The organism is Sandarakinorhabdus sp. DWP1-3-1 (assembly GCF_049896705.1).
Classification (GTDB): domain Bacteria; phylum Pseudomonadota; class Alphaproteobacteria; order Sphingomonadales; family Sphingomonadaceae; genus Sandarakinorhabdus.
The window spans coordinates 1,409,619-1,422,077 of sequence record NZ_JAFCUV010000001.1; the positions used below are offsets into that span (position 1 = coordinate 1,409,619).

Consider the following 12,459-nt stretch of genomic DNA (forward strand, 5'->3'; position numbering starts at 1 on the left):
CCTCGCCTCCACATGGGAGCGCGCTCAGGCCCGATCAAGCGCTGTGTGCTGGACACGCTGCCAAGGCCCGGCTTTACTGCAGTAAACAAGGGGATACCGACAGCATGACCGACACCAATATCGACCGGCGCACTCTGCTCGCCGCGACCGCCGTTGCCGCGCTGGCGCCCGCCGCCCGCGCGTCGGCAGCCACCGCCGATCTCGAGGCCATCCGCACCGCCGTCGAGGCCGGCAAGGATGCCAGCGTCAAGCGCATCCAGGACTGGATCCGCCATCCGGGTATTGCCGCCGAAAAATGGCAGATGGACAGCGCCTGCGACTATACGATGGGCCTGCTCAAGGACGCCGGCTTCCAGAAGGTCGCCAAGGTGCCGACCGACGGCGAACCGGGCATCTTCGCGACGCTCGATGCCGGAGCCAAGCGCACCGTCGGCATCTATTTCATGTACGACGTCAAGCAGGTGAACCCGTCCGAATGGACGACTCCGCCGTTCGATGCGGCATTGGTCGACAAGCCCGGGTTCGGCAAGGTCATCGTCGGCCGCGGCGCCATCAACCAGAAGGGCCCCGAAGCGGCCTTCCTCGCGGCGCTGCACGCCATCCGCGCGGCGGGCAAAAAGCTGCCGGTCAACCTGGTGCTGGTGGCGGAGGGCGAGGAGGAAATCGCATCCCCGCATTTCCATCAGATCGTCCAGAAGCCGGAAGTGCTGGCAGCGCTCAAAAAATGCGAAGGGATCGTCATCCCGACCGCCTGGCAGAGCCGCAACGGCGCGGTCACGATCAATCTCGGTTCCAAGGGACCGATGGAGTTTCAGCTGATCGCCAGCGGCGAACGCTGGGGCAAGGGGCCCAAGGGCGACATCCATTCGTCGCAGCACGCCCATGTCGACAGCCCGGTCTGGCATCTGGTCCAGGCGCTGAACACGCTGGTGGAGGCCGATGGCCATACCCCGGCGATCGATGGCTGGTTCGAAAACGTCCGCCCGCTGACGGCGCGTGAAAAGGAACTGATCGCCGCTACGGCCAAGGCCGGCAACGAGGCCGAGGCCAAGGCGGCGATGGGCGTCAAGATGTGGATCAACGACGAACCCTGGCAGCAGACGCTGGAGCGCCTGGCCTCGCAGCCGACGGTCAATATCCAGGGGCTGGTGGCGGGCTACACCGGCCAGGGAGGCAAGACCGTGCTGCCCGGCCGGGCCGAGGCCAAGCTCGAATGCCGGCTGGTGCCGAACCAGACGTTCAAGGAGGCCGAGACCAAGCTGCGCGCCCATCTGAAAAAGCGCGGCTTCGGCGATATCGAGGTCGTTGTCAGCGGTGGGTACGACCCGACCGAAACGTCGGAGACCAGCCGTGTCATCCGCGCCCAGCAGGCGGTCTACAAGCGCGCCGGCGTCGAACAGACGCTGTACCCGCGCAATGCTGGGTCCTGGCCGGGCAGCGTCTTTACCCAGCCGCCGGTGAGCCTGTCGGCGGGCCAGTTCGGCCTTGGCCACGGCAGCGGCGCCCATGCGCCCAACGAGTATTTCGTCGTCGATTCGAGCAATCCCAAAGTGCAGGGGCTGGTGGGGTGCACGATGGGCTTCGTGGACTTTCTCTACGAGATGGCGGTGGTTTCGTAGAGTCCATTCGTCATCCCGGCCTTCGCCGGGATGACGAACCCGTAGGTCTAAACCGCGACGAACCGGTCCACCCCACCGGCATCGCTGACCCGGCGGATGCGGCCGCGCTCCTCGAGCCAGTGGAGGTGCGCCACCGCCTCCCCGGTCGCGATGCCATAGTCGCTTTCGCCGACCGGCTTGCGGAACAGCGTCGCGAAGCTGTCGACCGCGGTCCGCGGCTCGGCGCAAAAGGCGGTCAGCTTGGCCAGCTTGTCGAGATGGTCGTCGCGAAGCTGGTCGAGGCGGGTGTGCAGCCCGGTGAACGGCTCGTTGTGGGCCGGAAGCACCAGCACAGCCAGGTCGATCGCCCGCAACGTCTCGATGCTCTCAAGCCAGTCGCCCAGCGGGTCGGCATAGGGCTCGGTCGGATAGACCGAGACGTTGCTGGTGATGCGCGGCAGCACCTGGTCGCCGGAGATCATGATGCCGTCGTCGCTGACGAGGCACGAATGCTCCGGCGCATGGCCGCGGCCGGTGACGATGCGCCACTGCCGCGCGCCGATGGTCAGCACATCGCCGTCCTTGATGCGCTTGAAGCCGGTCGGCAGCGGGTAGACGATCTTGTGGAAGCTGCCCCAGGCCTTGGTCTTCATCATGTCGACCGCCTGTTCAGGCCAGCCGGCGCGGATGCTGAAATCGACCGCTTCGGGCGGCGGCTCGCTGCGCACGTCGAGCGTCAGCGATCGCGCCAGCAGGAACTCCGTCCGGGCGATTTCCAGCGGGATATTCCAGCGCTGGCACAGCCAGCCGGCCAGGCCCAGGTGATCGGGATGATAGTGGGTGACGATCAGCCGGGTGACCGGCTTGCCCGCCATCGGCCCGGCGAAAAGCGCCTCCCAGGCCTTCTTGCTGGCGCCCAGGTTGACACCGGTGTCGATAATGGCCCAGCCGTCCCCCGCGTCGAGCACCCAGAGGTTGATGTGGTCGAGCCCGAACGGCAGGCCCATGCGCGTCCAGTAGATGCCGGGCGCGACCTCGAACATGGTGCCGTGGTCGGGCACCCAGCGGCCGAAGGGATAGCGCAGCCCGCGGATTTCATCGGGCGTCCGCGCCTCGGCCGAGCTGGCGGCGATGCGCTGGTAGGGCACGGCGGCCGGATCGGTCAGCGACATGTCGGACATGCCTCACCCTTAGGTTGACGTACACGGCAAGTCGACTCTCCTTGCCGAAAGCACCGCCTGCTGGAATAGGCAGGTCGTGCATCCCAACCCCGCCTTTCGCTTCAGGCCCGACGACCCGGCGCTGGCCTTCGTCGCGGCCCATGGCTTTGCGCATCTGTTCGGGATGACGCCCGATGGTCCGCGCGTGGCGCATGCGCCGCTGCTGGTGACGCTGGCCGGCACGTTGCGCTTCCATCTCGCGAACACCAATGCGCTGACGCCGCATCTCGATGGCGAACCGCTGCTCGCCAGCATCGGCGGCCCGGGCAACTACATCAGCCCCAACTGGTATGCCGACCCGGCTGCCAATGTGCCGACCTGGAATTACCGCAGCGTCGAGATCGAGGGCGTGGTGACAAAGCTCGGCTGGGACGATCTCGGCGACCTGCTCGACCTGTCGGCGGCCACCTTCGAATCGCGGGTCGGCGAGGACTGGACGATGAACAAGATGGCGCCGGCGCGCCGCGACGCGATGATGAAGGCGATCACCGCCTTTGAGCTCGGCATCGACAGCGTCCGCACCACCGACAAGCACAGCCAGAATCGCAGCGAGGCCGACGCCCGCGGCGTCGTCGCGGCGCTGGAACGCATCGGCGAAACCGGCGGTGCCCGCGAGATCCGGAGGACGCGGGGTTGGTGAGGCTCGCCGTCTTCGACTGCGACGGGACGCTGATCGATAGCCAGGTCAACATCCTGCGGGCGATGGCGGCGACATTCGAGCGTCACGGCCTGGTGCCGCCGCCCGAGCACGCCACCCGCCGCATCGTGGGCCTCAGCCTGGTCGAATCGATGCAGGTGCTGTTGCCTGATGCCGAGCCGGCGCTACACCTGAGCCTGGCGCAGGATTACAAGCACGCCTTTCAGCGGTTGCGCGCCGACAAGACGCTCGATCCCGAGCCGCTGTACGACGGTATCGCCGACACGCTCGATCACTTGCGCGACAATGGCTGGCTGCTCGGCGTGGCCACCGGCAAGTCCGATCGCGGCCTGGCGCTGGCGCTGGCGCATCACGGCATCGCCGATCATTTCATCACGCTGCAGACCGCCGATCGTCACCCGTCGAAGCCGCATCCGTCGATGCTGTGGACGGCGCTCGCCGATGCCGGCGCGACCAGCGCCGACGCCGTCATCGTCGGCGACACGGTGTTCGACATGGCGATGGGCGCCAATGCCGGCGTGCGGGCGATCGGCGTCGATTGGGGCTATCACGATGCGGCGGAACTGATCGAGGCCGGCGCCGTCGGGGTGGCGCTCGACGGCGCCCATTTGCGGAGACTGATCGATGGCTGACGGCCCTGCCCCGGTCCTGAGTGCCGCCGAGGCGAAGAAGCGCTTCATCCTGTATTTCCTGCTGAAGCTCGTCGGCCTTGCGATACTCGTCGGCGGCGTGGTGCTGCTGCGCGGCGGGACGACGGCGGCGGGTGCCATCCTGCTCGCCATCGGCGCCGGTGCGCTGTTCGTGCGGCCGCGCCATCTCGGCCTGACGACGCGGCCCGAACGATGAAGCGGTTCTACAAGCAGGCCGAGCCCATCGGCACCGGGCCGTTCGGCGTGACACTCGACGGCCGGCCGCTGCGGACCCCCGGCCGGCTGGCGCTCGATCTGCCGACGCTGGGGCTGGCCGAGGCGATCGCCGCCGAATGGCAGGCACAGGGCGACGCCATCGTGCCGCGGTCGATGCCGCTGACCGGGCTGGCCAATGCCGCGATCGAACGAATCGCGCCGGACACCGCGACCTTCGCCGCCGGGCTGGCGCGCTTTGTCGAAACCGAGCTGCTCGCTTATCGCGCCGACCATCCGATGCCGCTGGTGGCGCGGCAACAGGCCGAATGGGACCCGCTGCTGGCCTGGGCGCGGCGCCGCTACGATGTCGATTTCCGGCTGGTCACCGGCATCATCCACCAGCCCCAGCCGCCGGCGACGCTGGCGCGCATCGGCGCGGCCTATGCCGCATTCGATGCGTTCCGGCTGGCGGCGCTCAACCCGGTCGTCACCATCTGCGGCTCGGCGGTGATCGGGCTGGCGGTTGCCGAAGCGCAGATCGACGCCGGCGAAGCCTGGGCGCTTGGCCATCTCGACGAGCTGTGGCAGGCCGAGCAATGGGGCAGGGACCCGCTCGCCGAGGCTGGGCACGCCGAGCGGCAGAGCGAGCTGGCGGCGGCCGTGGGGTTGCTGCGGCTGCTGTGACCTGCGCCGGACTCCCCCACCCCCGGCCCCTCCCGCAAGCGGGAGGGGCGCGGCTTCACCCTTTACCTCCGCGCCGCCGCTGCTAAGCAATCGGGCAACAAACCGGGGAACGCCATGCTCAAGACCCTCGAAGAACTCGAACGCCGGCGCGACGCGGCACGCGCCGGTGGCGGGCCAAAGCGCGTCGCCGCCCAGCACGCCAAGGGCCGGCTGACGGCGCGCGAGCGGCTCGACATCCTGCTCGATCCGGGGTCGTTCGAGGAGCTCGACATGTACGTCGAGCATAATTGCGTCGATTTCGGCATGGCGGAACAGGTCATCCCCGGCGATGGCGTCGTGACCGGATCGGGCACTATCAATGGCCGGCTGGTCTTCGTGTTTTCCCAAGATTTTACCGTCTTCGGCGGCTCCCTGTCCGAACGCCACGCCCAGAAGATCTGCAAGATCATGGATATGGCGATGAAGGTCGGGGCGCCGGTGATCGGCCTCAACGACAGCGGCGGCGCGCGTATTCAGGAAGGCGTGGCGTCCCTCGGGGGCTATGCCGAGGTTTTCCAGCGCAACGTGCTGGCCTCGGGCGTCGTGCCGCAGATCAGCCTGATCATGGGGCCGTGCGCGGGCGGCGCGGTATACTCGCCGGCCATGACCGACTTCATCTTCATGGTGAAGGATTCCAGTTACATGTTCGTCACCGGCCCCGATGTGGTGAAGACCGTCACCAACGAGGTCGTGACCCAGGAGGACCTGGGCGGCGCCATCACCCACACGACCAAGTCGGGCGTCGCCGATGTGGCAATGGAGGACGATGTCGACGCGCTGCTGCGGACCCGGCTGTTCTTCGATTTCCTGCCGCTCAACAACCGCGACGGCGCGCCCTATCGCCCGTCGGCCGACGATCCGACGCGGGCGGAGATGAGCCTCGACACGCTGGTGCCGCCTTCGGCCAATAAGCCCTATGACATGCACGAGCTGATCCGGAAGGTCGCCGACGAAGGCGAGTTCTTCGAATTACAGCCGAGCCATGCCGGCAACATCATCATCGGTTTCGCCCGCATCGAGGGCCACAGCGTCGGCATCGTCGCCAACCAGCCGATGGTGCTGGCCGGCTGCCTCGACATCAATTCATCGAAGAAAGCCGCGCGCTTCGTCCGCTTCTGTGATGCCTTCAGCATCCCCATCATTACCTTCGTCGACGTCCCCGGCTTCCTGCCCGGCGTTGCCCAGGAGCATAACGGCATCATCAAGCACGGCGCCAAGCTGCTGTTCGCCTATGCCGAAGCGACGGTGCCCAAGATCACCGTCATCACGAGGAAGGCCTATGGCGGCGCCTATGACGTGATGGCGTCGAAGCATCTGCGCGGCGACCTGAACTACGCCTGGCCGACCGCCGAGATCGCCGTGATGGGCGCCAAGGGCGCGGTAGAGATCATCTTCCGCGGCAAGAGCGCCGAGGAGATCGCCGAGCGCACCGCCGAGTACGAGGCGCGGTTTGCCAACCCTTTCGTGGCGGCATCAAAGGGCTTCATCGACGAAGTCATCATGCCGCATTCGACCCGCCGCCGCATCGCCCGCGGCCTGCAGGTGCTCCGCACCAAGAAGCTCGAAAACCCCTGGAAGAAGCACGACAACATTCCGCTTTAAATGCGGCTGCACATTCAGGTGCTCGCAAGCCGCCGTCGAACACCATCGGGATTGAGGCCAAACTGCTGAAGCTCATAGCGATGCGCATGGCGCTGGGCAGAAGACGTGAGGAAGGCGGACATCCGGTCGACGACGGCGGGCGTCAATTCGATGCCGATAAAATTGTAGACGCGCTGCATTTCCGCCAACCAGTCCCGACCCATGGCGTCATAGTCGATGACAAGATGCGAGGTCGCGCCGGCGGAAAGCACGTCGCGCCGGACGCGGTCGCGTAGCGCAATCTTGTGCAACCATTCGCGACCGATCCATTGGGGATCGACCGAATTGGCCTGCATGGCCATCTGATTGTGGACCAGCGACGTCGACGACGCGAGCGTGGTTGCGCCGTCGCGGTCGAGGCACAGCAGCCGCGCATCCGGAAAGACGGCTAACAGGGCGGCGAGGTCCTGACTGAACTGCGGCACCTTCAGCACCCACGGCCTGTCCGCAGCCGTGTCGCAACCCCTCAGCCAGCGCGTGATCTGCAAAAGCGTCTTGAATTCGGCATAAATCGGCGTTCGATCAAGCGCCTCGCAAGCGCGGGCATAGGCTGGCACCCGCCACTGGATCTCATATTGGCTGCTGCAGAGCGTCAGGCCCAGCAGGCCCGCCTCCTCGTCCGGCGCGGTCGCGACTGTCGGATGAATGACGTCGAAGTCGGGGTTGAGCGCGCGGGTGGCCGCCAGCCAGATGGCCACATGCGCACGGCGAAAGTCGAAAGGCGTCGGACGATCAATGCCGACCGGCAGCCGGCTTTCGTAAAGGCGCGTATGATCGAGCCGCGGATCGGCGGCCAGCAGGCGCTGCAGCCGTGTTGTACCCGAACGCATCTGGCCGACGATAACGATTGGCGCCGTGATCGGAATCGCCACAATCTCGGGATTGGCCTTGAGTATAGCGCGTGCCCGCAGCCGAGCGGCCAGTGCGCCGGTCAACTGGCTCTCGGCCACAACTTCCCCGAGTGGGCTGAGATCGGCGTCTTGCAGGGCCGCGACAAGACAGTCGAGCAGCGGCCGCCAATGCCTGCCCTTTCCGAAATCGGTTAGCTGCATACGTCGCATGGCCCGCGCAACCAGATGCTCCGCATCGAGAACCGGGCGCGGCCTGAGCCCTGCTGCCCAAAGTCTGACGATGCCGGCATTGACTGCCGGCAAGGGAATTGTGCCCTGGCGGTACTTCGGCGGGGCGACACCGGTTGTGCCGGGACTCGGTTGGCACGCGGTATCGAGGTACATGTTGTTGCCCGGCAGGGCCGCAGCCCGCGGCGGTATGCTCGGTAAACGCGATAAGATGACGGTGGTTCAGTGCGTCCGCGACGGGAATCCGACAGTGGCGGCCGAACGTCGCGTCTCGGCGCTCAGCCTGGATGCTTCGGGCCCTACCGTGGCCGCCGCGCAACCGCTATGCGGCAGGAATGACTCCCACGCTCTACGACATATGCAAGTTCCTGCACATCACCGGCATCATCATGCTGATGGGCAACATCACCGCGACGGCAATCTGGAAATTCTTTGCCGATCGCACCGGCGACGCCCGGGTGGTCGGCTTTGCGCAAAGGCTCGTCACCTATACCGACTGGATGCTGACATTGTGGGGGGTCGTGCTGACCATCGGTGGCGGCTATGGTGCCGCCTGGCTCGGGCGATACGACCTCGTCGGCGACCGCTGGCTGCTGTGGAGCCAGGGGCTGTTCCTCGTCGCCGGCCTGATCTGGCTGGGGCTGCTGGTGCCGATCCAGATCCGCCAGGCCCGGGCGGCGCGCGCATTCGAGGGCACCGGCGTCATCCCCGAAGCTTATCGACGCGACAGCCGCCGCTGGATCGTCTGGGGTCTGGTGGCGACCCTGCCGCTGATCGCCGTGACCTGGCTGATGGTGGCCAAGCCGGTCTGAGGTCGCGGTTTTCAGCGCGGCAGCGCACCTTGCGGGCGATCGAGTCGACGCGATCGGGCAAGGATTAGTCGCGTGCCGGAGTTCGTGGTCGATGGGCCCCGGCCTTCGCCGGGGTGACGGGCGGAACGCAGGGCCGGCGTGACGCAATTAGACCGATGCAAAAAAAAATTCATTCGATGCTGCGACGCGGCAAGGCCTTGACGGGTCATGAAAACTCGTCGAGCGCACAACTCGGACAACCGATCATAGGGCGCTTATGTGACACTGTGATGACAAGGGCGTCTTGATCGCGCCGAAAACCCGGCGCACGCTTTCCATTATCACCGAGGGAACGGGCCATTCCTGGCCCGGTGAGGGAGACGGACCATGATCTACGATCGCCTGCTGCCGCTGCTCGCCATCACCCTGCTGGGCATGGCCGCGCCGGCTGTCGCGACGCCGGTTGCCGACCAGGACAGCATCCGCATCGACACCAGCAACATCGACCTGGGGTCGGAAACCGGCCGCCAGGCGCTCGAGCGCCGGGTCGAGCGCGCGGTCAAGGCGGTCTGCGGCGCGCCGGTGTTCGGCACGCTGGATGAAGAGGCGGAGCTGCGCGCCTGCCGGGAGGAACGTCGCGCCGCGGTGGCCCCGCAGCTACGCGCCCTTTTGGCGCGCGCCGACGCTTTCTGACGGCTTGACGCCAGCCCGCATCGCCGCTTGAACAGCGGGCGTCAGGGAGCGCCGATGTTCAAGAAGATCCTTATCGCCAATCGCGGCGAAATCGCCTGCCGGGTCATCCGCACCGCCCGTGCCATGGGCATCGCGACGGTTGCCGTCTATTCGGATGCCGACGCCAATGCGCTGCATGTGCAGCAGGCCGACGAGGCGGTGCATATCGGGCCGTCCGCTGCAGCCGATTCCTACCTCGTCGCTGACAAGATCATCGCCGCCTGCAAGGCGACCGGCGCCGAGGCGGTACATCCGGGCTATGGGTTCCTCAGCGAACGCGCCAGCTTCGTCGAGGCGCTGACCGCCGCCGGCATTGCCTTCATCGGCCCGCCGGCGCCCGCCATCGCGGCGATGGGCGACAAGATCGAGTCGAAGCGCCGCGCCAAGGCGGCGGGTGTGTCGGTGGTGCCGGGTTTCGTCGGGGAAATCGATGGCACAGACCATGCGGTCGAGATCGCCGGCGGCATCGGCTATCCGGTGATGATGAAGGCATCGGCGGGCGGCGGCGGCAAGGGCATGCGGCTGGCCTGGAACGAAGGCGATGTCCGCGAAGGCTTTGAAAGCGTCAAGCGCGAGGCGCTGGCAAGCTTCGGCGACGACCGGGTCTTCATCGAAAAGTTTGTCGAGCAGCCGCGGCATATCGAGATCCAGCTGATCGGCGACAGCCACGGCAACGTCATTTATTTGAACGAGCGCGACTGTTCGATCCAGCGCCGCCACCAGAAGGTCGTCGAGGAAGCCCCCTCCCCCTTCGTGACGCCCGAGATGCGCCGCGCGATGGGCGAGCAGGCGGTCGCGCTGGCCAAGAACGTCGGCTACACCAGCGCCGGCACGGTCGAGTTCATCGCCGGCGCCGATCGCAGCTTCTACTTCCTTGAAATGAACACCCGGCTGCAGGTCGAGCATCCGGTCACCGAATGCATCACCGGGCTCGATCTCGTCGAGCTGATGATCCGCGTCGCCGCCGGCGAGGCGCTGCCGTTCGGCCAAGCCGATGTCCAGTTGAACGGCTGGGCGATCGAGACCCGCGTCTATGCCGAGGACCCGTATCGCGGCTTCCTGCCCAGCATCGGCCGGCTGTCTGCGTGCCGGCCGCCCGAGGCCGGGCGCGAAGGCCCCGCGCTGGTGCGCATCGACACCGGCGTCGTCGAAGGCGCCGAGATCAGCATGTTCTACGACCCGATGATCGCCAAGCTGATCACCTGGGCGCCGACGCGGGCGCAGGCGATCAAGGCGCAGGCCGATGCGCTCGACCGCTATTACATCCGCGGCATCAGCCACAATATCGATTTCCTGAGCGCCATCATGGCGCATCCGCGTTTCCAGGCCGGAGACAATGTCACCACCGGCTTCATCGCCGAGGAATATCCCGACGGTTTCCACGGCGCGCCGGTCGATGCCGCGACGCGCGACGCCATCGCCGCGGCCAGCGCGGTCGTCCAGGCGATCGAGGCCGAGCGGGCGCAGCTGATCGACGGTCAGCTGTCGGGCCATGGCGCCGAATATGGCGAGGACTGGGTAGTCGAGCTCGCCGGCGAGCAGATCCCGGTGGCGGTCATGGGTGACGGTGCGTCGTTCGGCATCGAGATTGGCGATCGTGAGGTCCGGCTGGCGACCGATTGGCGCGTCGGGTCGCCGCTGTTCGAAGCCGAGATCGACGGTGCCACCCGCACGCTGAGCATCGAGAAGCAGGGCAGCGGGCTGAAGGTGACCACGCGCGGCGCCGCCCATCGCGTCCGCGTGCTGACGCCGCGCGCGGCGGCGCTCGCCGGCTTCATGATTCCCAAGGTGGCGCCGGACATGAGCCGTTATCTGCTCTGCCCGATGCCGGGACTTGTCGTCAGCATCGCGGTGGCCGAGGGCGACAAGGTCGAGGCCGGGCAGCAGCTGGCGACGGTCGAGGCGATGAAGATGGAAAATATCCTGCGCGCCGAAAAATCCGGCACGATCGGCAAGGTACTGGCAAAGGCGGGGGATTCGCTCGCGGTGGATGCGGTGATCCTGGAGTTTGCGGCCTGACCCACCGCCCGGCGCGGGTGGTGGACTAATCCCGCCCGAACAGCTTGTGCAGCTCGTCCTTGGCGTCCTCCAGCACCTTGAGCTGCTTTTTGGGCAGATTATGCCCGGCACGGTTGATGTAGAAGGTCAGCATGCCCATCGCCGATTGCAACGGCGTGCCCTTTTTCCGGGTGCTTGCCTCGGCGGCTTTCTTCAGGCCGCGCGCGATGGCGGCGGGATCGTCCTGCTTGAACAGCCCGGGCTCGACATCCAGCGCATCGCTGTGCTCCGTCACCTCCTGCGACCATTTATCGACCATGGCGGCATCCTCCTGCCCACCACAACACGCAACGTTCAGACAAGGTTGCCGCGAAACCGCCGACTGCCGGCAACGGTGGCGCCGCTGGCCAGCCGCGCCTCGAAATCGCCCGCAGGAGTAGCCGTTACCGCCAGCACCGCATCGCGCCGCACCAGTCGCGAGCGGTGGATGCGGACAAAGCCGTGCGGCGCCAGCGCATGGGCGACGACGGCCAGGGTGGCGCGGTGGAGCACCGGGCCCCGGGCGGTGTGCAGCTCGACATAATTGCCCGCCGCCTCGATCCGCTCGATCTCCGTGGCGGTGAACCAGCGCATGCTGGCACCGTCGCGGACTGCCAGGCGGAAAGGCCCGGGCGGCGCCGGGGCCGCCGCCGGCGCCGGCGTTTCCGGCCGGTCGAGCAAGAGGCCGATCACGCCGAACATGACCAGTGACAACAGGTCTTTGCGCCATTCATAGACAAGACCGGCCGGGCCCCAGTCATAGCCATAACGACTGCCCATCGCCGCATAGACGAGGCCGCGGCTGACGGCCAACCAGCCGAGGTGCGCGGCACAAAGCGGCAGCGACAGCAGGCCGATCGCCAGCGCCGCCCGTGGCCAGTCGAGCCGCGGCGGTCGCAGCCGGCGCAGCAGCCGGATCAGCGGGATGGCGATGGCGATCCAGAAGGCGGCGCTGGTCAGTTCCCAGGCCCAGGGTTCCCAGGCCGCGACGACGGCACCGGCTTCGGCCAGGTCGTCGCCGACGGTCAGCGCATTGACGACGGCGAACAGCAGCGTCAGTCCGGTGACGGCAAGCAGGATCATCGCGTCACCGCGATCCAGTCGCCAGCCGTCTGTCCCGCCTGCCCCGCCGCCC

The 12,459-nt window shown here is 67.0% G+C and carries 13 protein-coding genes; 9 read left to right on the forward strand and 4 right to left on the reverse strand.

The features are described from left to right. Positions 1-104 precede the first annotated feature (104 nt). Positions 105-1,619 (forward strand): M20/M25/M40 family metallo-hydrolase, encoded by a 1,515-nt coding sequence (locus tag ACP7AI_RS06905; RefSeq protein WP_426165480.1) that lies wholly within the window; start codon positions 105-107, stop codon positions 1,617-1,619. Positions 1,620-1,666: 47 nt separating this feature from the next. Here ACP7AI_RS06905 and ACP7AI_RS06910 read toward each other — a convergent pair whose 3' ends face one another. Further along, positions 1,667-2,779: an MBL fold metallo-hydrolase gene (locus ACP7AI_RS06910; RefSeq protein ID WP_426165482.1), complete on the reverse strand. Its 1,113-nt coding sequence runs from the start codon at positions 2,777-2,779 to the stop codon at positions 1,667-1,669. Between the two features lie 76 nt (positions 2,780-2,855). On the opposite strand from ACP7AI_RS06910, the gene ACP7AI_RS06915 reads away from it, so the two are divergent. The 5 genes from ACP7AI_RS06915 to ACP7AI_RS06935 all read left to right on the forward strand — a co-directional run bounded on the left by ACP7AI_RS06915 (position 2,856) and on the right by ACP7AI_RS06935 (position 6,646). Beyond that, positions 2,856-3,458 (forward strand): FMN-binding negative transcriptional regulator, encoded by a 603-nt coding sequence (locus ACP7AI_RS06915; RefSeq protein WP_426165484.1) that lies wholly within the window; start codon positions 2,856-2,858, stop codon positions 3,456-3,458. Next, positions 3,452-4,108, forward strand: a complete 657-nt coding sequence (locus tag ACP7AI_RS06920) for an HAD-IA family hydrolase (protein ID WP_426165486.1) — start codon at positions 3,452-3,454, stop codon at positions 4,106-4,108. Before ACP7AI_RS06915 ends, ACP7AI_RS06920 begins: the two co-directional genes overlap by 7 nt. Then, positions 4,101-4,322 carry a hypothetical protein gene (locus ACP7AI_RS06925; protein WP_426165488.1) on the forward strand — a complete coding sequence of 74 codons (222 nt, stop codon included), beginning with the start codon at positions 4,101-4,103 and terminating at the stop codon, positions 4,320-4,322. Before ACP7AI_RS06920 ends, ACP7AI_RS06925 begins: the two co-directional genes overlap by 8 nt. Continuing rightward, positions 4,319-5,005: an ATP12 family chaperone protein gene (locus tag ACP7AI_RS06930; RefSeq protein WP_426165490.1), complete on the forward strand. Its 687-nt coding sequence runs from the start codon at positions 4,319-4,321 to the stop codon at positions 5,003-5,005. Before ACP7AI_RS06925 ends, ACP7AI_RS06930 begins: the two co-directional genes overlap by 4 nt. A gap of 114 nt (positions 5,006-5,119) precedes the next feature. Next, positions 5,120-6,646 carry an acyl-CoA carboxylase subunit beta gene (locus ACP7AI_RS06935; protein ID WP_426165492.1) on the forward strand — a complete coding sequence of 509 codons (1,527 nt, stop codon included), beginning with the start codon at positions 5,120-5,122 and terminating at the stop codon, positions 6,644-6,646. A gap of 14 nt (positions 6,647-6,660) precedes the next feature. Here the strand turns inward: ACP7AI_RS06935 and ACP7AI_RS06940 are convergent, their stop codons facing one another. After that, positions 6,661-7,920 (reverse strand): sulfotransferase family protein, encoded by a 1,260-nt coding sequence (locus ACP7AI_RS06940; RefSeq protein WP_426165494.1) that lies wholly within the window; start codon positions 7,918-7,920, stop codon positions 6,661-6,663. A gap of 179 nt (positions 7,921-8,099) precedes the next feature. On the opposite strand from ACP7AI_RS06940, the gene ACP7AI_RS06945 reads away from it, so the two are divergent. The 3 genes from ACP7AI_RS06945 to ACP7AI_RS06955 all read left to right on the forward strand — a co-directional run bounded on the left by ACP7AI_RS06945 (position 8,100) and on the right by ACP7AI_RS06955 (position 11,306). Beyond that, complete coding sequence (locus ACP7AI_RS06945) at positions 8,100-8,576, forward strand: DUF2269 family protein (RefSeq protein ID WP_426165496.1); 477 nt, start codon at positions 8,100-8,102, stop codon at positions 8,574-8,576. Positions 8,577-8,942: 366 nt separating this feature from the next. Beyond that, positions 8,943-9,248, forward strand: a complete 306-nt coding sequence (locus tag ACP7AI_RS06950) for a UrcA family protein (RefSeq protein ID WP_426165497.1) — start codon at positions 8,943-8,945, stop codon at positions 9,246-9,248. 54 nt (positions 9,249-9,302) lie between these two features. Then, on the forward strand, positions 9,303-11,306 hold the full coding sequence (locus tag ACP7AI_RS06955) for an acetyl-CoA carboxylase biotin carboxylase subunit (RefSeq protein ID WP_426165499.1): 2,004 nt from the start codon (positions 9,303-9,305) through the stop codon (positions 11,304-11,306). Positions 11,307-11,331: 25 nt separating this feature from the next. On the opposite strand, the gene ACP7AI_RS06960 is transcribed toward ACP7AI_RS06955, so the two are convergent. Both ACP7AI_RS06960 and ACP7AI_RS06965 read right to left on the reverse strand, forming a co-directional pair. Beyond that, positions 11,332-11,604 (reverse strand): DUF3175 domain-containing protein, encoded by a 273-nt coding sequence (locus ACP7AI_RS06960; protein WP_426165501.1) that lies wholly within the window; start codon positions 11,602-11,604, stop codon positions 11,332-11,334. A gap of 35 nt (positions 11,605-11,639) precedes the next feature. After that, the gene (locus tag ACP7AI_RS06965; RefSeq protein ID WP_426165503.1) at positions 11,640-12,407 is read right to left on the reverse strand and encodes a LytTR family DNA-binding domain-containing protein; all 768 of its coding nucleotides are present in this window, start codon (positions 12,405-12,407) and stop codon (positions 11,640-11,642) included. Positions 12,408-12,459: the final 52 nt, after the last annotated feature.